At 44.8% G+C, this 22,452-nt stretch carries 15 protein-coding genes; 2 read left to right on the forward strand and 13 right to left on the reverse strand.

Annotated features, from left to right (window positions below; translation table 11 throughout):
* Positions 1-89 precede the first annotated feature (89 nt).
* The 7 genes from K9E37_RS01090 to hrcA form a co-directional block, all read right to left on the reverse strand.
* A complete protein-coding gene (locus K9E37_RS01090) occupies positions 90-5,747 on the reverse strand; it encodes a MiiA motif-containing surface protein (protein WP_338085948.1) in 5,658 nt (1,885 codons plus the stop codon).
* Positions 5,666-5,848, reverse strand: a complete 183-nt coding sequence (locus K9E37_RS06455; RefSeq protein ID WP_285089559.1) for a hypothetical protein — start codon at positions 5,846-5,848, stop codon at positions 5,666-5,668. The genes K9E37_RS01090 and K9E37_RS06455 overlap by 82 nt, the downstream gene beginning before the upstream one ends.
* Before the next feature lie 463 nt (positions 5,849-6,311).
* Positions 6,312-7,142, reverse strand: a complete 831-nt coding sequence (locus K9E37_RS01095; protein ID WP_004108666.1) for an inositol monophosphatase family protein — start codon at positions 7,140-7,142, stop codon at positions 6,312-6,314.
* 226 nt (positions 7,143-7,368) lie between these two features.
* Entirely contained in the window at positions 7,369-8,043 is a 675-nt protein-coding gene (gene serB / locus K9E37_RS01100; RefSeq protein ID WP_174182566.1) for a phosphoserine phosphatase SerB, read from the reverse strand.
* Between the two features lie 4 nt (positions 8,044-8,047).
* On the reverse strand, positions 8,048-9,031 hold the full coding sequence (gene fmt, locus K9E37_RS01105) for a methionyl-tRNA formyltransferase (protein WP_064621923.1): 984 nt from the start codon (positions 9,029-9,031) through the stop codon (positions 8,048-8,050).
* Positions 9,032-9,077: 46 nt separating this feature from the next.
* Entirely contained in the window at positions 9,078-10,229 is a 1,152-nt protein-coding gene (gene dnaJ, locus K9E37_RS01110; protein ID WP_004108655.1) for a molecular chaperone DnaJ, read from the reverse strand.
* A 90-nt stretch (positions 10,230-10,319) separates the two neighbouring features.
* Complete coding sequence (gene hrcA, locus K9E37_RS01115; RefSeq protein WP_248893582.1) at positions 10,320-11,336, reverse strand: heat-inducible transcriptional repressor HrcA; 1,017 nt, start codon at positions 11,334-11,336, stop codon at positions 10,320-10,322.
* 219 nt (positions 11,337-11,555) lie between these two features.
* Between hrcA and tkt the strand changes: the two genes are divergently transcribed.
* Together tkt and tal are read left to right on the forward strand one after the other, a co-directional pair.
* The gene (tkt, locus tag K9E37_RS01120) at positions 11,556-13,655 is read left to right on the forward strand and encodes a transketolase (protein ID WP_248893393.1); all 2,100 of its coding nucleotides are present in this window, start codon (positions 11,556-11,558) and stop codon (positions 13,653-13,655) included.
* A 268-nt stretch (positions 13,656-13,923) separates the two neighbouring features.
* On the forward strand, positions 13,924-15,027 hold the full coding sequence (gene tal, locus K9E37_RS01125) for a transaldolase (RefSeq protein ID WP_012914254.1): 1,104 nt from the start codon (positions 13,924-13,926) through the stop codon (positions 15,025-15,027).
* Between the two features lie 259 nt (positions 15,028-15,286).
* Here tal and K9E37_RS01130 read toward each other — a convergent pair whose 3' ends face one another.
* From K9E37_RS01130 to whiA, 6 genes are all read right to left on the reverse strand, one after another.
* Positions 15,287-16,918 carry an RNA-binding domain-containing protein gene (locus K9E37_RS01130; protein ID WP_012914255.1) on the reverse strand — a complete coding sequence of 544 codons (1,632 nt, stop codon included), beginning with the start codon at positions 16,916-16,918 and terminating at the stop codon, positions 15,287-15,289.
* A gap of 260 nt (positions 16,919-17,178) precedes the next feature.
* Positions 17,179-18,006 (reverse strand): HAD hydrolase family protein, encoded by an 828-nt coding sequence (locus K9E37_RS01135; RefSeq protein ID WP_076002913.1) that lies wholly within the window; start codon positions 18,004-18,006, stop codon positions 17,179-17,181.
* A gap of 147 nt (positions 18,007-18,153) precedes the next feature.
* Complete coding sequence (gene secG, locus K9E37_RS01140; protein ID WP_004119067.1) at positions 18,154-18,402, reverse strand: preprotein translocase subunit SecG; 249 nt, start codon at positions 18,400-18,402, stop codon at positions 18,154-18,156.
* Positions 18,403-18,463: 61 nt separating this feature from the next.
* Positions 18,464-19,270, reverse strand: a complete 807-nt coding sequence (gene tpiA, locus K9E37_RS01145) for a triose-phosphate isomerase (protein ID WP_064340411.1) — start codon at positions 19,268-19,270, stop codon at positions 18,464-18,466.
* A gap of 163 nt (positions 19,271-19,433) precedes the next feature.
* Positions 19,434-20,639, reverse strand: a complete 1,206-nt coding sequence (locus tag K9E37_RS01150; protein ID WP_248893395.1) for a phosphoglycerate kinase — start codon at positions 20,637-20,639, stop codon at positions 19,434-19,436.
* A gap of 683 nt (positions 20,640-21,322) precedes the next feature.
* Positions 21,323-22,270 carry a DNA-binding protein WhiA gene (gene whiA, locus K9E37_RS01155; RefSeq protein ID WP_012914259.1) on the reverse strand — a complete coding sequence of 316 codons (948 nt, stop codon included), beginning with the start codon at positions 22,268-22,270 and terminating at the stop codon, positions 21,323-21,325.
* Positions 22,271-22,452: the final 182 nt, after the last annotated feature.

A 22,452-nucleotide genomic window follows, 5' to 3' on the forward strand; every position in this document is an offset into this window, starting at 1 on the left:
CTCAGCAAACTTACTGAATACAATTAAGCAAACATTAAGCAGCTCTAAAACTAGCTGATCTGCAATAACCAGATCAGCTAGCAAATATTCTACTTATTACTGTGGCGAGAAGTACCACGACGCTTAGCTGAGAAAAGCGCAGCACCAGCAGCACTAAGAGTTGCAGCAAACAAGCCAAACACAGACACGTCACTACCAGTCTTACTAAGCTGAGCAACACTACCACTCTTCAACACCTGAGCGCGCACAGAAGCACGAACATCAGCCGCATGAGCCTTAGCAGACGCCAAAGCCTTACGAGCAGCAGAAAGCTTCTTAGCCGCAGCATCAACCTGAGCCTGAGTTGCGTTAGGATCAGCAGCAACCTTCTTAGCCTCAGCCAAAGCAGCATCCAAAGCCGCCTGAGCCTTAGAAACTTGAGCATCAGCCTGCTTCACAGCCGGATTGCTTTCAACCGCAGCGTTCACAGCAGCAGAACTTGCGCCATTAGCATTATTAGCGTTAGCGTTGGCAGCATTGGTGTTAGCAGCGTTACCTGCATTACCCGAGTTTACGCCAGCACCAGCGTTACCATTACCAGCATTTCCAGGCTGTGAATCAGACTCAGCACCCTGAATCTGAACATTCAACTCACCCTTATCCACAGTAGTAGGCGCATTATCATTCACACCATAACCAGCTTCAGAACCAGAACCAGGAGTTGGTTTCTTACCGTCAAGAGCCTCTTCAGCTGCCTTAAGCTTTGCAAGAGCAGCGTCAACAAGCTTCTGCTTTTCAGCTTGAGTCTTAGTTGTTACATCTTCCTCGCCTGCAGCAGCCTTCTTCGTACCAGTTAGCTTATCGATAAGATCCTTAGCATCTTGAAGAGCCTGATCAAACGCAGTCTTCTTTTCCGTCGTAGTAGAATACGTATACCTATCTGAGTTCTTAACGTTGCTATCCTTATCAATCTCTTCTTGCAACGGCTTGGTGTTAACACCATCCAAAGCAAGGCGAGCCTTAACGAGCTTGTCAAGAGCGTCGTCAACAGCCTTCTGCTTTTGAGCTTCCTGCTCAGGAGTAAGAGGAGTCGAGTTAGGATTCTTCGCGTTCTCATTCTCTTCGTTAGCAGTCTTCAAAGCAGCTTCAGCCTCAGTCAAAGCCGCGTCAAACGCATCCTTCTTATCTTTAGAAGCGGTGGTATAAACCGAATCACCCTTAGTTGCAGGAGTTGCCGTAGCGTCTGGCTTAAGAGCCTTATCGTTATCAACTTCCGCCTGAAGATTAGCGGTATTAACACCAACGCCCTTAACTGTGTTGTCAAGATCCTGCATTGCCTTAAGAAGATCCTTATACAGCTCATTAACCTGATCCGCATCCTTAGGATCGCCATTAGCTTTGTCTAGCACGGCTCCAGCAGCAGTAGCAGCATCGTCAAACGCTTTCTTTTGCTCATTGCCTTCTTGCAGACCCTTATACTTGTCGCCCTTAGCGAACTTATCAGCGATCTCTTTCAGCTTTTCAAGACGAGCCATGGCAGTATCGGTTGCAGTAGCATTGGCAAGCGCGTCGTCGATGTCGTCAGAAGTTGTACCGTCAGCGTTCTTGTGATCAGAAGCATCAGTATCTTCAATAATCTTCTTGAAAGCTTCCTTCTGCGCATTGTTCAAATGATCAAGCGCAGCAATCTGCTTCTTAGCATCCTCTATCTTCTTAGCCTTCAAAGCGCGATTAGCAATAGCAGTTGGGTCGCCAATCTTCTTTGCATCATTGATGTCATCAATAGCCTTCTGCTTTTCAGCATCTGGAAGATCACTATCTTGAATGCGTTTCTTCTGATCTTCCTTTTCTTTATTAAGTACAGACTGATCATCGTATGTGTTCTGAGAAGTATCGCGCTTGCCCTTAGCATCTTCGATTGCCTTGTTTGCGTCATCAAACGAAGTTTTCACGCCATCAACAGCATTCTTGATGTCAGAAGGCTTTGTTGCACTGTTAACAGTGTTCTTGGCATCATCGATTGCCTTAGTGGCAGCTTCATACTTATCTTTAGCTTTTGCTTTCTGCTCATCATTCAACGCCTTGTATGCTGCATCAAGTTCTGCCTTCTTAGCATCAAGCTTGGCAATACCAGCATTCTTAGCATTCTGCTCGTTAATTGCGTTCTGGCGCTTGGCTGCGTCAAGATCATTCTTAATCTCTTCTGCAGTAGCAGCAGGATCCTTCTTTGCAAGAGCATCTTCCAAAGCAGTGAGTGCTGCATCCTTCTTGCTTGGATCAGAACCAATTAACTCCTTAAGAGCCTTATCGTCCTCGCTACTAGAATTGCCGTGGCTTAGGAACGGAAGCGCGCCAGCACTAACATCCTTGTGCGCTTCATTAAGATTATTAGCTTCATCTAAAATCTGCTGAACTTCTTCAGGAGTCTTAGCACCAGGCTTGGTAGCATCCCCACTCTTTCCATTCAGCTTTTCCTTGAGCTTATCCTTTTCATCTTGAGTCAGATTGCCAAGACCATCAATTGCATCAGAAGCTTTCTTTTTCTTATCCTGTAGCTCTTGCTTCTTCTGGTCCTCCTGCTTTTTATCTTCCTCTTTTTTCTGCTCTTTTTCCTTATTTTCTTTGTCTTTCTTTTCTTTTTCCTTTAACTGTTCAGGAGTTACATTATTCTTGCCAGCCTGCTCGTTGGCCTTCTTAAGAATATTCTGAATATCATCAGCACCTTTAGCATTATCAATCTCATTCTTATACTGGGTTTTTTGCTCCTCAGTAAGCTTTGGATTGCGGTCGATAAGCTTCTTCGCATCATCCTTCATCTGCTGGAGTTGACCAGCATCAGGCGTTGGCGCAGGGGTTCCCGCCTTCTTATAAGTTACCTTAACGGAGAACAAATCATTATTAGCAGAATCCTGGAACACAAGTGTTGTAAAATCACTATTCTTATATGTAACCTTTGCAATGCCATTAGCATTAGAAGTTGAGCTAAGCTCCATCTTAACTGTATCTGTTTTTGGCGTGAGACTCGTAGGAACGTTATACGGCGCCTTATCTTCTGCTAGTGAATCCGTGCCATCGTAATTGGCTTTCAAGAATGCTTCCGCAGCTTTCTTGAAATCAGCTTCAGACAGATTTTCTGGGTCGGTAACTTCAATCTCAGGAATTGGATTGTACTTGCGCTCAGCCTTCTTGGCATCGGTGAGCTTGCGAATAAGATCGCGCAGGTCCTTCTCGGCTGTTTGACCTTGAGCCATGCTATCGATCTTGGAATCATCCAACTGATCAGGATTGTCGATGCCAGCGCGCTTCAAATCTTCGTTAGTGAGATTGTCAGGAGCACCTTTGCGCTTCTTCAGCAAATCCTTAGCTTGCTGCTTTAGATTGTCAATCGTATTATCTTTTTGAGGTTGAGAGCTGTTCTTTTTAACATACAAATCGTTAGCTTGGATGGTAATCAATTCGGTTTGCGAGGCAGAATCCCAATCTCCCCCATCATCGTTGTCAGCCCATGGACGACCAATAACCTTGATACCCTTATCATCGCGTAAACTGATACTAAGCATCGGTCCACCATTCTTACCAGATACACCGTAAGGACCCATATTCTTAGTACCGGCTTTTGGAGTCCAAGTTTTTTTAACCTCAACGCTGTCTGCAACAGTAGCTAAATCATCTTCAGTTACATTATCGTAATTGTCTTTTACAAACTGCTTTAATGCCTTCACAGCTTCTGGAACAGTTGGTGTATTACCCTCAATCTCAGTCTTTGTAACTTTATAAGTAAAGGTATTCCCTGGATTGTCTTTGTCAGTTTCCGTCTTAGTTTCCGTAGAAGGTGTCTGAGGCGTTTGCTTATTTGCCATTTGCTTAAGGAATACGCTCATTGGGTATGTAGCATCTTTGTAGTTGTCAGCATGGAATACTACTACGCCCTTACCCTCTACTATCTTAAATTCAACACCTTTGATTGTTACAGACGTATCAGGATTCTTAGCATCCTTAGCTTTAAGCTTCTTCATAAATTGAGAGACAATAGCATCAAGCTGCGTCTTATTATCATTTACGTCTTTTTGTGTAGCGTTAAAGGGATCGAAATTAACCCTTGATTGTTGTTCAGGACGTTCAACGATGAACTCTTTTTCAGCAGCAGGAGTTGGAGCAGGCGGCTTTGGAGTTGGATTTTCCTCAGCAGCCTTTTGCTTTAAGAATTGCCAAGAAGGAATCTCTGTTGTTGAACCGTCTGCCCAAGTGATGATGGCGTTCTTGAAGTCTTTATCGAAGCTTACAGGAGTTTTGCCATCCTTCTTGGCTGCATTATAAACATCCAAGTCAGCGTTTGCTTTATCAAAAGCATCGGTTACTTGCTTTTGCTCTTCTGTAGTCAAGCTAGAAAGATTCCCAACCTCAATTGGATCAGGTACCACGTAAGGCGCCCAATCGGAGATTTTTGGCCCTTGGAACACAAGCTCAGACGCAGGAATCGTAGCTTTTGAGCCATCTTCGTAAGTCACAACAAGGTTCTTGCCGTCTTTATCGAAAGCAATAGCATTATCCTTGGCAAGATGCTTGCTAAATTCGCTGCTATCAGGGTTCGCCTTCTTGAACGCATCAATAACAGCCTTTTTATCATCATCACTTAACGAATCAGGCTTTACAACAGGTATGCGATCTGGCATAACTGGCTTATATCTGTCGCTGTCGGATTCATCTTGTGCAACAAGAAGGCTTGCAGGAATCGTGCGAGTCGTCTTGTCTTTGAAAGTGATAGTTGCAGAGCCATCCTTATTTACCACAACACCATTATCAGCAACTAATTCCTTGAAGTACTTGGTGTTTTCATTCGCTTTTTCAATTTTTTCTTTAATAGCCTTTTGCTCGGCTTCACTTAAAGCGTTAGTCTTCTTAACCTTTGTAACCTCTGGATACGCAAGCTTCAAATAATCCGCAATCTTTGGCGTATTGTGCTTTTGACCAACCGCATAGTGCCAGTTACCTGCAAAACGGTAAACGCCAGCGGCAAAACGAAGCGGATTGGTGTCACGCTCTTTCCATGCATTGTCTTCCATCTCGGAAACGTAAGTCATGTCATACCAACGCTGACCAGCAGACTCCCAGTCTACGAAAATACCCTTAAGGCCTTGAGTTTGCTTTTGGTATTCTTCCCATTGTTGTGCGGTATTGCCCGCATTATCGTAGCCTTTATTGTCTTTGGTACCCAAGCCCATAAGCTGTTTCCAGCCTTTGCTGGCAAGAATATTTTCGTCACTAAAATAATAATTAGAAATATTAGTCCATTCCTTAGGACTATTAAAATGTTTGTCAGAAACAACGCCATAACCGTTTGCGTCGGTTGTAATATATTGCGAAGAACCAGCAGGTTTAACCTGCTCCTTGCCATTTTTTGTTAACTTTTCAATACGCTTAAATTGAATATCTTGAGGATCTTTCAAACCAGCAGGAACACCAAACCACCACATTGGACGGAATCGCCAATCGTCAGCTGTAGCATTGTTGTGGCAATTAGAAAGATAATGAACGCGAACAAATTTACCAAGAGGGTCTATGCCTTCAGTACCGCCAGCTTTGGCGTGCTCAAAGGTATCGTAATATTCAACGTCAATGTTGAAATGAGCCTCGGCATATTTTGCATCAGTTTTGAAACCGTAATAAACATTGTTGCCAGTGCCGTCTACATAACCGTCAGCATAGGCAGGCGAGGAAACGAATACCCCCCCCCGAGCACCATAGCACCTGCGAGCATAGCTGCGCACACGCTCTTAGAAAGTGGCGCGTAAATAACGCTGTTACTCGACTTTTGCATAGACTTTTGCAAATCGGCAAGATGCTTCGCACTCATAATCTTCTTCGTCATTATTCCTCATTTCAATAATGTGTCTTCTTTATGTTTCTGCTTATGCATAACTTGTAATATGCAATAATGCAGCAGCCAAACAAATTAGCATTCGCCTCTTTGTTTCATACCAATTTGCTATTTACACAACGCTTCATACTCTCTTAATACGTTTCAAGCATGCATAAAAATGTGCAAACTGACATTCGTACAAGTTATATGGTACTCAACTATTCATACATTGCAAACCTTTTCATGCAATAATTTGTGTAGCGTAAATCACATAATTCGCAAATCACGCATGAATACGTATAAATTACATGTTAAGACGTCATAATATTTATGAAAAAAAAATTACGATACGCCGCAAGATAATTGAATGCTTACGCAAGGCTACGAGTTACTTGCGTAATGTTATTGACTGCTTACGTAAGACTATTAACTACTTACGCAAGAATATTAGTTACTTACGCAAGAATATTGCTTATTTAAGATACGGCTTTAACTCGTTAATAAGCAAACCGTTAGAAGCAACTACGTCATTTTCGCGTCGCCAATGAATAGGGTTTCCATCCCACTGGCAAACCTGACCCTGCGCTTCTAGCACAACCACGGCACCAGCAGAAACAGCTGGAATATCCCAATGATGCAAGTGAGGCTCAAAATAAGCGTCATAAGTGCCATCTGCCACCTTGCACAAGTCGAGCGACGCAGGTCCAATACGCTTAATATCCGCAGGGCAGCCCTCTTCAACAGAAGCGACTACGTCAAGCGCGCGCTTAGATTCACCAGGTATATAAGACATTCCATAACAAACCACAGATCCTTGCAAAGTAGAAGTTGTGGAAGGCGTAATCTTCTCACGCTTCTCTCCTTGCGGAGTTCTACGAATACGAATAGCACCCTGACCCTTTGCAGCCAAATAAGTCAATCCCAACGCAGGAGCGTGCACAACGCCAAGAACCGGACGAGCGGAGCCTTCATCGTTAAACTCAAAAAGCGAAACCGTAAGAGTCCACTCAGCCATATCGCGATTAAAATTAATAGCACCGTCAACGTTTCCAACGCACCAAAAACGTTCTCCTGGATTGCACTGCTCCGGCTTAGTTTGCCAAAAACCTTGGAAAGGATTCACATAAGTCAAACGATTTTGAATAAAACGCACGAGCTTATCGCCAAAACCAGATTCAGATTTATTAGGATCACCCAACGCAATCGACGTCATATCTTGAGGGCTTAATTGATCCTGATACGCATGTTTACCAACATCTTCCAAAATACGCGCAACTTCAAGCGCAACTTCTCGTAAATTCAACTTACACTCCCTACCCTAAATGCATAAATTCCCGTATTTATGCACACTCTCTCTCCCATAAATTAACTTTATTTTACTCAACAATAGAAAGATTCACCAACACATTTAAGCTCTGCGGTTAAAAGATACAGAACTTTCACAAAAAATTTAATCATTAATCTTTAATCATCATTCGCAATTTTACATTGCCTACGTACATTACTCAACTTTTACTTTTAAAAACGTATTAATTCGCATTCAAAAAACGTAAGACAGCGCTTAAATCGCGAGTAAGAATGCAGTAAGGAGTAGCCGCTTGAACTGTTGGTTTTGCGCAAAAAGCTACGCCTAATCCAGCGAATTTAATCATTGAAATATCGTTCGCTCCATCCCCCACTACAACAGTTTGTTCGCGATCAATTCCAAGATTAGTTGCCCAAGTTCTAAGCGCTTCAACTTTTGCATTAGCATTAACAATATTTCCAAGTACGTTGCCAGTAAGCTTGCCGTCAATAGACTCTAAATGGTGAGCCGCCCAAAAATCAATATTCAAACTCGGCAAAAATTCGTCCAAAATCTCATGAAAACCGCCAGAAACTGCGCCAACTTTCCATCCGTGCGCATGAAGCGTGTCAATTAAAACATTCGCGCCTTTAGTTACATGAATTTTAGAAATAATACGCTTTTTGCACTCGTCAATATTCAAATCGCGAAGCATACTCACGCGCGAACGCAAGGAAGTATCGAAAGTAATTTCGCCACGCATTGCTCGCGCTGTAATCGCAGAAAGCTCATCGCCGCATCCAGCTTCTGCACCGAGCAAATCGATAACTTCTTCCTCAATAAGCGTTGCATCAACATCCATAACCAAAAGCCCTGGTTTAGACAAAGTTGGCAACACCGAAGAAAAGTTCATAATCATAATTTTATGCGCAGTAAGCTGCTGCCGAAAGCCTAGCTCCGCGCGCCCAGTCTGCCGCTTTCATAGCTTTCTTACCTTGCGCTTTTACTTCCAAAAGCTCAAGTGCGCCGCTTAAAGTACCGACCCAAACTTGCTTCTTACCAGCAAGCAATTTTCCAGGATCAAGCTGATTAAAATCTTGAGCATGCGGATCGTTAGCATCTGCCGGAACTGCGCGTAAAACATGCAAAGTAATCGGATCCGCATTATGTTCATCGTCCGCATGAAGCTCGCACCACGCGCCCGGATTTGGCGTACAAGCGCGAATTTGACGATCGACTGCAAAAGCTGGCGCATGAAAATCAATATGAGCATCTTCAACAGTGATTTTTTGCGCAACTTCTTGAGGAGTTTGATCTTGCTCAACCGGCACAATTTCACCAGTTTCCATGCCACGAAGAGATGCTGCAAGAAGCGGCGCGCCGTCGTTTGCAAGTCGTGCAAGAAGATCGCCAGAATTTTCGTGAGACTCAATTTTTGTAGTAAACTGCGCCAAAATAGGCCCACAATCCATGCCGCGCGTAATGCGAAAAACCGTAGCACCTGTAATATCATCCCCAGCCCAAATTGCGCGCTGCACAGGAGCTGCACCTCGCCATTGCGGAAGAAGCGAAAAATGAAGATTATACCAGCCGAGCGGCAACGCGTCTAAAACATTCTGTCGCAAAATCTTGCCGTATGCTACAACTGCTGCAGCTTTTGCACCGGTTGCCGCAAGCTGTTCAAGAAACACATCTTCATTTTTAGGATCCGACTCAAGCACTGGCAAGCCGAGCTCAAGAGCAGCCTGTTTCACAGGGCTTGGCACAAGCTTTCTACCGCGACCAGTCGGAGCGTCCGGTCGCGTAAGAACAGCGCGAACATCAAAATGCTCACTATCTTTAGTTAACTCGCGAAGAGACGGAACCGCAACTTCCGGAGTTCCAGCAAACAATATTGGTAATGCCATATTTCCCCACTATTTTAAATTAAAGCAGTAAATTAAATCCGTAAAATCAGCCAGCAAAAGCTTCCTTTAATTTACTAAAGAAACCTTTACGCTCACTCGACTGCTCACTTAACGAATGCTGCTGCACTTGCTTCATAGAACTATCATGCAATTTAGCAAATTTTTCAATCAAAGCACGCTCTTCATCATTCAACTTAGAAGGCGTTTGCACTAGCACATGAACCACGATATTTCCGCGATCTTTAGAACGAAGCTTCGTCACACCAAGATTTGGCAAAGTAATAGTGTCTTCATTTTGGCAGCCTGCAGGAATCGTTATTTTCTGAGCACCATCAAAAGTGTCGATTTCAAGACTACGACCAAGAACAGCCCAGCTCATAGGAACTGTAATCCAACAATGCAAATCATCCTCGTTACGAGTAAATTGCTTATCTGCACGAATATGAATATCAACGTACAAATCGCCGGCAGGACCGCCGCACTCACCAACGCTTCCTTGGGAAGCTAAGCGCAAACGACTACCGTCACGAATTCCAGCCGGCACGTTCACTCCAACTTCACGAATTGAACGCACACGACCATGACCGTGGCAGTTTTGGCAAATATTCTTAATAATCGTGCCATGACCTTCGCAATGCTCACAAGGCATCGAAGACATCATTTGACCGAGCATAGTGCGCACAACTTTTTGGCAGAAGCCAGAACCGTGACACACAGAGCACTGTTCTGGAGCGGAATTGTCGGCAGAACCGGAACCAGAGCAATCCTTGCAAACGCCAAAAGTAGTTAACCGTACGCTAACATTTCCGCCAAAAATAGCGGTTTTCAAATCAATACGAGCCTCAGCTAACGCATCATCGCCAGGCTGCACACGCGAAATTGGTCCTTGCGAATTACCGAAAGAACCGCCAAAGAACTGGCTGAAAATGTCGCCCATGCCCATATCTGCAAAACCAGCACCTGAAGCTCCGGCACTTCCTGCAGAAGGATCGTTAGGATCAACACCCATGTCTACCATTCGACGCTTCTCAGGATTAGAAAGCACGTCGTAGGCAGCATTTACTTCCTTAAACTTTTCTTCAAACTCAGCGCCTGCAATATCAGGATGATATTTGCGGCTCATCTTGCGATAGGCTTTGCGAATTTCGTCGTCGCTAGCATTGTGATCAACGCCTAGAACTTTGTAGTAATCAGTCAATTAATTCCCCTTTTACCTTTTTCTAAAATCATTTTTGCATAAGGCACAGCCAGACATAAGCCGAATAACCAGCCATAAACCAGCCACGTTTTATGAATTTTCGGATATAAACGAATTAAGGTAGCGCGCAACAGCCTTAACAGCAGTCATCGTTGCAGCATAATCCATATGCGTAGGACCAATTGATCCAATAAACGCAGAGTCAGAATCAGCATGGTATCCGTAAGTGCTTGTTACAACAGAAGCGTTAAGCAAACCAGGAGTGTGCGTTTCCGAGCCGATTGCAACACTAACACCACTTGCACAATCGCTTGCTTCCTCACTTAAAGAGGTCATGAGTCGCATAATAACAGCCTGTTCTTCGAGTGCGTCAAAAAGTGAAGCAAAATCAACAATACTTTGTCTATGCGCAAGTTGAGAAGCTCCAGCCATATATAAGTCGTGAGTATGCTCACCGTCATGCATATCTTCTAAAGCGTTAGCAAGTTGACTAATAATTTGCAAAGCTGACGCTAAATCCTTGCGATTTGCGAGCGCATAAACGCGTTGTGAAGCAGATGAAAGAGATAGCCCAATGCAGCACTCATTAACCATATTAGTTAGATGCAATAAGTCATCTGAATTTATAGTAGTTGCTTGAATCATGTGCTGAGCTACGCCTCCAGCATCTGTAATCACAACAACCAAAAGCGTAGAAGACGATACTTGAACAATCTCAATTCTTTTTACTTTTGACTTAGACAATGCTGGAGATGCTACGAGAGCGACTTGACCCGTAATACTTGCAAGAAGACGTGCGGAACGTTGCAAAGTATCTTGCAAACTAACAGATCCGCTTAAAAAGTTACGTATAGCGCGACGCTGCGGTTCAGAAAGCGGAATAACAGAAGCCAAACCGTCAACAAAGTAGCGATAGCCTTTTTCAGTAGGAATACGACCTGCAGAAGTGTGCGGTTGAACAAGGTATCCCTCTTCTTCCAAAGCCGACATATCGTTACGAATAGTAGCTGAACTCACACCAAGCTGATGATGCTTTGCAAGAGCCGCAGAACCAACAGGCTCTTGAGAACGAATATAATCCTCAACAACTGCGCGCAAAATCATCATGCGTCGTGACTGCATTACCACTCCTTACAAACACTCTAAATACTATATTCCTATAGTAGTCTATTTCTTAGCACGCAACAGAACATAAAAGCAAACTTTTGACACACTTTGTAACATATTCGTCGCGCGCGAAAGATAGGATTGAAGGGCAATGAGAGGGTAAAAAGCCAGCGTAAGCTGTGCTTAAAAACCCGGATTATTGGAAGGAAAGTAGATCACATGACCGATTTCAACTGGTCTGCATTAGACGAGCGCGCCGTAAAAATGGCGAAGGTTCTCTCGGCTGATGCTGTTGAGCGAGCAGGACACGGACATCCTGGCTCCCCTGTTTCATTAGCACCGATTGCGTACACATTGTACCAGCATTTCATTAAGCACGATCCAGCTGACCCAAAGTGGGCTGGCCGCGATCGTTTTATTCTTTCTGGCGGTCACGCTTCGCTTACGCAATACGTGCAGTTGTTCTTCTCTGGATACGGCTTGACTCTTGACGATCTCAAGTATTTCCGTGGCGGTGCAGACACGCGTACTCCAGGTCACCCAGAATACGGCTTGACTCCAGGCATCGAAATGACTACTGGCCCACTCGGTCAGGGTCTTGCTTCCGCTGTTGGTTCCGCTTACGGCCAGCGCTTTGAGCGTGGACTTCTCGATCCAGAAGCTCCAGCTGGCACCTCCCCATTCGATCACAAGGTTTGGGTTATCTGCGGCGAAGGCGACGTTGAGGAAGGCGTTTCTTCTGAAGCTGCTTCCTTGGCTGGAAACCAAAAGCTCGGCAATTTGACCGTAATCTTCGATGCAAACCACATTCAGATTGAAGGCGACACTAAGCTCACCTTCTCTGAAGATATTCTTGCTCGTTACCGTGCATACGGTTGGTACACCGATGAAGTGAGCTTCATCCAGCCAGACGGCTCCTATAAGGAAGACGTTCAGGCTTTGGCTGCAGCTATTGAAAAGGCTCAGGAAGTTACCGATAAGCCTCACTTCATTAAGGTTAATACTTTGATTGCTTGGCCAACCCCAGGCAAGACCAACAACGAAGCTTCCCACGGCTCCAAGCTTGGCGAGGAAGCTGTGAAGGGCTTGAAGGAACTTTGCGGTTTCGACCCAGAAGTTTCGTTCCCAATCGACGAAGAAGCTTTGGCTCACGCTCGCAAGGTTGCAGAGCGCGGCTTGGCTGCTCACAAGGCTTGGGACGAAGCTCTTGCAAAGTGGGCTGCCGCCAACCCAGATAAGGCTGCTCTTTACGAGCGTCTTAAGGCTGGCAAGCTTCCTGAAGGCTTCGACAAGGCTATTGACGACTTGGTTGCTGGCTTCGAAGTTGGCTCTAAGGTTGCTACCCGTAAGGCTTCCGGCGCAGTTCTTAACGCAATTGCTGCTGTTATGCCAGAACTTTGGGGCGGTTCCGCTGATTTGGGCGGCTCCAATAACACCAACATTAAGGGCGCTGACTCCTTCGGCCCATCCGAAGACGCAACCCGCACTTGGCCAAACGTTTCCGAGTACGGTCGCCAGCTTCACTTTGGTGTGCGCGAGTTCGCAATGGGTGCTATTACCAACGGCATTTTGCTTGGTTCTGACACTCGACCATTCAATGGTACATTCTTCCAGTTCTCTGACTACGAGCGTCCAGCAGTTCGCTTGGCTGCTTTGATGGAGATTCCAAACCTCTACGTTTGGACTCACGACTCTGTAGCCTTGGGCGAAGATGGTCCAACTCACCAGCCAATCGAACACTTGGCTGCTTTCCGCGCTATTCCTCAGCTTGAGGTTGTGCGCCCTGCAGATGAGTACGAAACTGCTGAAGCTTACCGTTACTTCTTCGAGAAGAAAAACAGCTATCCAACTGCTATGATTTTGACCCGCCAAGGCGTTCCAACCCTCGCTGAGACTGCTGAAAAGGCTCGCGAAGGCGTGAAGCACGGCGCTTACGTTTTGGTTGATTGCGAAGGCACTCCAGACGTAATCATCATGGCAACCGGTTCCGAAGTTCAGTGGGCTGTTGCTGGCGCCAAGACTTTGGCCGCTGAAGGCATTAAGGCTCGCGTTCTTTCCATGCCATCCCTCGAATGGTTCGAAGAGCAGGACGAAGAGTACAAGGAAGCAATCTTGCCAAAGTCCGTCAAAGCTCGCGTTTCCATCGAAGCTGGCTTGGCATTGCCTTGGTACAAGTATCTTGGCGATTGCGGCAAGGCTGTTTCTATCGAACAGTACGGCTTGCAGGGTGACGGCGGTCAGAACATGATCGACTTGGGCATTACTGCTGAGCACGTAGTAGAAGCTGCTAAGGCTTCTATCGAAGAAGCTCGCGCCTAAGCGAAACTTGCTACTAAAAGTAGATTGCTACTAAAAGCAAATCGCAAATAGTAGAGAATCGCAAATAGGTAGCGAATAAAAAGCTTGATGTATCAAAATAAAATTGGTATGTCACAAAACTAGAAGTGCTAACGAAACACTTCACAAGAGACAGCGACGGCGTGTTGATGCCGAGCTACCGTTGGTTCGACATCAACCGCTGTTTCTTGTAAAAACGCCAAAATACCGACGTGCCCCAATTAGTGGAGCACAGTGTTAAGGAGATAACATGACTGAAGCAACGCAGCGCACCAGCGATTCCGGCGTTTCTATTTGGTTGGACGATTTGTCCCGTACCCGCATTGAGTCCGGCTCTTTGCAGGATTTGATTGCTAATAAGAATGTTGTTGGCGTTACCACCAACCCATCCATCTTCCAGAAGGCTTTGAGCCAGGTTGGCCCATACGATGCACAGCTTAAGGAACTCGGCAAGGTCGACGTTGAAACCGCTATCCGCGAGTTGACCACCACCGACGTTCGTAACGCAACCGATATCTTCCGCGAGATCGCTGAAAAGACCGACTTCGTTGACGGCCGCGTCTCCATCGAAGTTGACCCACGCTTGGCTCACGATACTGCTAACACTGAGAAGCAGGCTGAAGAGCTTTGGGCAAAGGTTGATCGTCCAAACGTTATGATTAAGATTCCAGCAACTTTGGAAGGTCTTCCAGCTATCACCGCTACCCTTGCTAAGGGTATTTCTGTGAACGTAACCTTGATCTTCTCCCTCGAGCGCTACGAGCAGGTTATCGACGCCTTCATCGAAGGTATTGCTCAGGCAGATGCTAACGGCCACGACTTGAAGCACATTGGTTCCGTAGCTTCCTTCTTCGTCTCCCGCGTTGATAGCGCTGTTGACAAGCTCCTCGAAGCTAACGGCTCCGATGAAGCTAAGGCTCTTGAAGGCAAGGCTGCTGTTGCTAACGCTCGCTTGGCTTACGAACTCTTCGAAAAGAAGTTCGCAGCTGACCCACGTTGGGCTGCTCTTGAAGCTAAGGGCGCTAAGAAGCAGCGTCCACTTTGGGCTTCTACCGGCACCAAGAACGCAGCTTACTCCGACTGCAAGTACGTTGACGAGTTGGTTGCTGAGCATGTTGTGAACACCATGCCAGAAAAGACTTTGAACGCTCTTGCTGATCACGGCAACGGCGCTGCTTCCGTTAAGGGCACTTACGAAGAGAGCCACGCTGTTATGAACAAGCTTGCTGAGCTTGGCATCAACATTAAGGACGTTACCGACAAGCTTGAGGCCGACGGTGTTGCCGCCTTCATCAAGTCTTGGGATTCCGTGATTGCTGACGTGCAGTCCGGCATCGATCGCGTAAACGCCTGATTTGATTAATCAGTAATAAATAAACATAAACCGCACATGTTCGTGGATTAATTCACACATGTGCGGTTTTTGTTTGCGGAGCACTCCAAACGAGAGGAAAACTCCCTACAATTGGAGCACTCAAGCAGATTAACCAACTGAGAAAATAACGGTGATTACTTGCCAGAAAGAGTTTGCCAGCGAGATTTGGTTAAAACGTTACGATAGCGCACGCGAGTTTCGTGCATAAGCGATTAATTCACACATGTGCGGTTTTTGTTTAACTGCGGTTAAAAACGTAGGTAGTAGCTCGACCTTTTCCACAAACTGAAATATCTCCTCTACTAACTAAATCAGATAACAATTGCTTAGCCTTGGTACTACCCACGTTAAGAATATTTTGCACTTGCTCACGCTTTATTGTTCCATGATTATGTACTGCTTCAATAATCTTTTTATAGCAATCGTCAACGCTCATACGTTTATGCGAGTTATTAGAATCTTGCGAAAGTGAATTTGTAGTAAGTTCTGAATTATAAGTACCGTTCACTAAATTCAATGAATTAGCATTAAGTTCAGTTTTGTTTTTTGAAGAACCAGATACAAAGTTATTCTTATCGCTTACAAAAAATTCAAGAGTAGTACGGTCTGGATTAAAGGACTCACTTAACATTGGATAGCGTATTCCAGCCCAATCACAACCAGCTCTCATAGCATCAAATCCGCTTCCAGCACGTTCAACAACAGAAATCAGCGCGAACATTTTAAGCAGTGCTGGATTCCGAGAATCAGAAAAACCTCCAGCTAAAGCCACTTCTACAGGCATACGTAAGCAACCCGGGTTTGCAAAAGAAAGCTTAAAACCATCATTTGCGCTATTTGTTTCTATAGAAGATTGTGAAGAACCATCAACATCAGTACTCACAGCATCATTATATGTAATAACAGTATTACCTCGCATATAATAATCAGCATGAATCAACGTGTTTGCAAGGGCTTCTCTAACTGCCATATGCAACGGAGTATCATCAACTCGTAATGACTGCGAATTAAGCAAAAATGGTACATCAATTTTACGAGAAAGACGCTGCCATACAATACTCCAAAAATCATAAAGATTTCCACTCCACGAACCATCCGAGCTGACAATCCTATGACTCCACCTACTATCAGCATTGGTAATTTCTCTGTAGTCGAGAAAATAGTACGGAAATTCCGTAATAATGCACCACTCCTGACCAAACATTAAAAGACCCGATCGAGTAGGATGCAATTTATTCGACTCGTCTTTTGCTAACGCTCCGATTCTCATAAGAAATTCATCTGTATCAAGCGTAAGCCAAGGATGTTGAGGACGCACTGCACTTAGCATATTGCGGTAAGAGCGCACAGTCTCCATATCAAAATCGTCAACACTGTGTTGCAACAGTGGAGATTGATCCATAGAATTTACGCTCGAACCATTGTCTCTGACCATCGCTTGATACTCTTCTTGCGAACATTTGTAGTCGCCTTCGAAATTACGACGATACGTACCGCCTATAGGATTTCCATTAATATAAATCGGTTTATCAGAACGATTTGCTCTTGGAACGGTTATGCGAATAATAGATTTGTTATCATCCATCTGTTCAATAGAAATATTTTCTTCAATAAGAATATTCGAACTAATTTTATTCTTATTATTTAGCGTATCCCAAATATCTTTTACCATATGTTCAGGGTTATTTACGCCAACAAGCTGTAAATTATGCTGAGCATCTTCGCCTACACCCAGCAAGATAGTTCCACCATTCGTATTAGCAAAAGCACAATACGTTTCCCACATACTTCTCGGCGTACCGTTTGAAGCCGCTTTCGCTTCTAATTGATTACTCTCTCTTAGTAAAGACAGCGAATTTATATTGAACATTGCAGTCTCGCTTCGTAAGTTAGGTTTGTTGCAATATCGTTTTTAGTTAAGTTTGTATTTATATTTGCATTTAAAATCGGACATTTTAAAGCTTAAAAATATTTTTTGCGTCCGATTTTACATCCTTTTCGTCCGATTCTACTTGTTTTGCGTCCAAAAAACAAGAAAACGTCCGTAAATTTTGCCTAAACGTCCGTATTCTGTAGAACGCGTCCGATTTACTGCTATTTGCGTCCGATTATGATGATTGCAATAAACCGCTAGAGCAATTCGTTTTGAAGCCAGCTGGCAACACCGTCGTCATTGTTGGAATCGCAAACTTCGTCCGCAATCGCAAGCAAACGCGGATTACTATTCGCCACCGCTACCCCATAACCACCGGCACGGAACATATCGATGTCAATAATGTCGTCGCCAAAAACAACAGTACGGCTAGGCTTCACGCCCAAACGATCGCAAATAACGTTCAGTGCATGTCCCTTGTTTGCAAGAGGATTCGTAAGCATCCACAAAACATCTTCGCTAATATGCAAGGAAAAATCATCCGGAATAATACGCTGAAGCTGTTCCTTCTCGCAATCTCGCGGCACAATAATGATTTTGTCTGCTATGCCACTTGGAACATTGGAAAAATCTGTAATAATAAAATCCTGCTCGTTCCAAAGCATACGAACATCAAAATTAGTGTAACGAACGTCGTTCATCACAATACCAAGACGGAGCGTAGGTATTTTATCAAGCAATCGCAGGCAAACATCAGCAGCAAGATTAGAGTCAAAACCAAAGCGAGTAAGAGTATCAATGCTTCGCTGCGAAGTAAGTTCAGAAATAGTGCTGTGAACGCAATCAAAATCAATAAGCGCACCGTTTAGATACGCGCAAACTTGAGCTTTTAAATCGTGAACAAAATCAAAAGCGCTTCCAACAGGACGAGCCGTAATAATAGCAAGCGGAATACCAGATTCGTGCAAACGCTCAGCAGCCTGCACAGTTTCGCTGCTTAAAAAGCGGCCTTCAAAAGTATCGGAATCGTGAAGCATTGTGCCGTCAAGATCAGCAATTACTAAAGAAGGAGAAAAACGAAGCATTATAGTTACCCACTATTTTTAATGTGCATAATGAATTTGTAAATCGCACAAATGCAAGCGCGTACGCAAGATCACACACAAGCCCATAAATTTTGATTTATAAAATAAAAAGCGCGCAATCTTTCGACTACGCGCTTAAAAGAATACTTAGATAAGTGAGAACTTAGTCATAAGGTTCAAGGCAACAATAACAGCCACCCAAATCAACGCTATAATAACCGTCCAACGATTTAAGTTCTTTTCTGCAACACCAGAGCTACCAGCGTTCTTCGTTAAACCGCCGCCGAACATGTCGGAAAGGCCGCCGCCCTTGCCCTTGTGCATCAAAATTAACAATGTGAGCAAAATGCTAGTGAGCACAAGCAACACCTGCAAAATAATCTTCACAGTGGACACAACCAACCTCCTGTTTTACAGTACTCAATTAAGTTTAATAATAACCTTTGACCGCTTAAGCTTATTTAGTCTCTAAACGTGTTTGCGCAGCCGTTAGTCGCACAATATTAGCAAGTTCTTGCGCATCAAGAGAAGCACCACCAATTAAGAATCCATCGACATCTGGCTCCGCGATAAGACTTGAAGCATTAGAAGACGTTACAGATCCGCCGTAAAGAATACGAACAGTATCTGCAACATCGTCACCGAACGTAACGCGCAAGTCTTCACGAATAGCCAATGCAGCTTCCTGAGCTGAATTAGCAGTGGCAACCATACCAGTACCAATTGCCCAAACTGGCTCGTACGCAATAATTAAACGCTTAGCTTGCTTCGCGTCTAAATCGCGCGTTACATCATGCACTTGCCCTACAGCAAAATCGAGCGCAACACCCTGTTGACGTTCTTTAAGACTTTCACCAACGCAAAGAATTGGCTGCATTCCTGCGGCAAGAACAGCTCGAACTTGATCAACTATATTTGCATCATCTTCAGGATGATACTTGCGTCTTTCAGAATGACCAACAATAACCATTGAACATCCAAGACTTGCAAGCATATCTGCAGAAACATCACCAGTAAAAGCACCTTGAGCAGTAACAGAAACAGCTTGAGCTCCGTACAATATTGGCAAATGGTCAGACTCAACAAGAACTTGCACGCTTCTTATTGAAGTAAAAGAAGGCATAAGTGCAATTTCACAATCGTGATAGTCGTAATGCGCGTCACGCAGTAGCCACGCAAATTTTTGTATAAAATGCGTAGCTTCGCGGTGATTGAAATTCATTTTCCAATTACCAGCGACTAACGGCTTTCTTTTGGAAACCATAATCACCCTTAAAAATTTACGATTGAGATTAATAGTATTGCGCAAATTAGTGTTATGCCGACCTCGATTTACAAAGCGGATTCATAAAATCGAAAGTCGGCATAAGCGAAAATATTTAGTTTATACTTGCTCGCGTAAATATTACTTACTCAAGCAATATTACTTACTCAAGCACACTCAAACCTGGAAGAGTCTTGCCTTCCAAGAACTCGAGAGAAGCGCCGCCGCCAGTAGAAATGTGCGAGAAGCCATCTTCTGGGAATCCAAGATTGCGCACTGCAGAAGCAGAATCACCACCGCCGACTATAGTGAAAGTGCCGTTCTTAGTTGCATCGACCAAGCCCTGAGCTACAGCGCGAGTACCGGCTGCAAACTCTGGAACCTCGAACACACCCATAGGACCGTTCCAAACAACAGTCTTGGAGTCAACAATCTTGTCGTGGAAAAGCTTCTGAGAGTCAGGACCAATATCCAAGCCCATCTTGTCTGCAGGAATAGCGTCTGCTGGAACTACTTCTGGAGCAACTGGAGTATCCCCTGCTGGGAAGCCAGCGTTCACAACAATATCGGTTGGAAGCACAAGCTCAACGCCGTTCTTCTTAGCGGTTTCAATGTATCCTTTAACCTTCTCGAGTTGATCCTCTTCAAGCAAAGAAGTACCAACTTCGTTACCCAAAGCCTTGAGGAATGTGAACACCATACCGCCGCCAATAACAAGACGATCAGCCTTAGAAAGCAAGTTTTCAATAACGCCGAGCTTGTCGGAAACTTTAGAGCCGCCGAGAACAACAGTCAAAGGACGCTCTGGGTTTTCAGTTGCGCGAGAAAGTGCCTTAACTTCCTTCTCAACAAGCAAGCCTGCAGCTGCTGGAAGATCGGCAGCAACATCGTAATTTGAACCCTGAGCGCGGTGCACAACACCAAAGCCGTCGGAAACAAATACTTCGCCAAGAGAAGCAATCTTCTTAGCGTAAGCTGCGCGCTCGGAAGCATCCTTGCTGGTTTCTTCCGCGTTGAAGCGCACATTTTCAAGCAAAACAACGTCGCCATTATTCATGGCAGCTACCTTAGCTTGAGCATCTTCGCCGTAAGTGTCTGCAGCCAAAACAACATTTGTGCCGAGCAATTCACCCAAACGCTGCGCAACTGGAGCCAAGGAAAGCTCTGGAACAACCTGACCCTTTGGACGACCAAGGTGAGCCATCAAAATCACCTTAGCACCCTGCTCACGCAAAGCCTTAATGGTTGGTAAAGCAGCACGAATACGACCATCATCAGTAATCGTCATACCCTTGAGAGGAACGTTAAAATCAGCGCGAACCAATACGCGCTTACCACTCAAATCTCCCAAATCTTTCAGTGTCTTCATTGGTATCCTTTCCAAACCATATTGGCTTACCATATTTGACTTACATACTGGCTTACCGTGCCGGCTTACTTCGTTCAACAAAACACAAAATCAGCCTCAAACATCAACACATTGCCGGGTGCAATTATACCGCACATCTTCAACAATCCCTATGAACAACGCAGCTTTGCACCAGTGCTCTGCTGACGTTGCGTCTGTAGCTTTGCAGTAATGCTTCTGCGAAAAGTGGTTTTGTAGCTTTGCAGTTGCGCTTTGCAAACGTTGCGTCTGAAGCTTTGCAGTAATGCTTTGCAAACGTCGACTATATGTTGCTTAGTGAACTTTGACATTAATGCTCTGCAGACGTTGAGTATTTATTGCTTGGCGAACACTAACATCGGTGCTGCTGCACACTCCACACCAATCACTCTTCCTACCACACCAAAAACAACTGCGATTGGAATTAACGAGTGAGGGGTGGGTGTTGCTTGGTCGAGCAATATAAAAGCGGAACGATAGTAATAATCTTGTTGACGAATACTATTTTTGCAGAGAAAGTAAGTAAAAAACTAAACTTAACTACGCAACCGCTAAGTCCAAGTAAGGTATAAGAGCGGAGCGCTGCGAGACAAGTAACACCCGCCGCTCACAGCCACATAAAAAACCCGCCAGCCAATACAGCTACAAACCACGCAAAATCAGCATTAAAGCTGCTGCATACGCGACTTCTCAACCTTCGCTGAAAGCTGCAAAAGTCTACGAATTCGCCCTGCAATCGCATCCTTTGTAATAGGAGGATCAGCCAAGTGACCAAGCTCTTCCAAACTTGCGTCGCTATGCTCAAGACGAAGCTTTCCAGCCATCAACAAATTATCTGGAATATCGTCGCCCAAAATATCGAATGCGTGACGAACCTTTTCGCATGCCTCAGCAGCAGCCTTAGCACTACGACGCATATTCGCATCGTCAAAATTAGCCAAACGGTTTGCTTTTCCGCGAGCTTCACCGTCCGAACGCTTACCGGTCCATTCGCGAGCAGAACGAGGAGCACCAATCAAAATCAACATTCGCTCAATTGCGTCAGAATCGCGCAACGTCACTCGCTCAGAGCTACGAACCTGACGAGCCTTGGCGCTAATGCCAAGTCGCGCCGCCATAGTTTGCAAAGCATTTGCAGCCTCATGAGTTGGGCAAACAACTTCCAAATAGCTAGCTTTGCCAGGGTCGGAAATAGCACCGTGAGCCAAGAAAGCACCACGCCAAGCTGCTTTGATTTGGGCGATACTTCCACCAACAATCTCAGGTGCAAGACCTGCAACAATTCTCATACGTCGATCAAGAAGACCAGATTGCAAAGCCAGTGCTGCAGCACCACGCTCAACTACCACGTCATAGCGAACTACAGTGCCCGTAGGAGTTTGCCGAGAAACTTGAGCAATTGTTGCTTCCCTCTGGAAATAAGTTTTCAATACCTCAACAAGCCACTGAGCTGCGCGCTGAGAATCCAACTGAGCGCGAATAACAGCTTGATTATTTACTGGCCTTAAGCCGCCAGCAAAGCGCATCATTGCTGCAGCTTGAGCCATAATGACAGTCGGGAGCTCATTGTTGTTTGAAACGAGTTCATTTTTGACGTCGTCAAGAAGAGCCAAGGGACAACCTCCTACTTTTGTTCTTCTTAAAATATGAGTGCTGTTGGGTACTTGCATGATGCTGTGGCACACGACATGCCCGGCTTTCTGTGATACAGAATACGTTGGACATTTTACCGGTTTTTGCACATGCTTTACATGCTTTTAGTACAAGATTTTTTATATTTTATATAATTTACACA

This window comes from Gardnerella swidsinskii (assembly GCF_023277705.1).
Classification (GTDB): domain Bacteria; phylum Actinomycetota; class Actinomycetes; order Actinomycetales; family Bifidobacteriaceae; genus Bifidobacterium; species Bifidobacterium swidsinskii.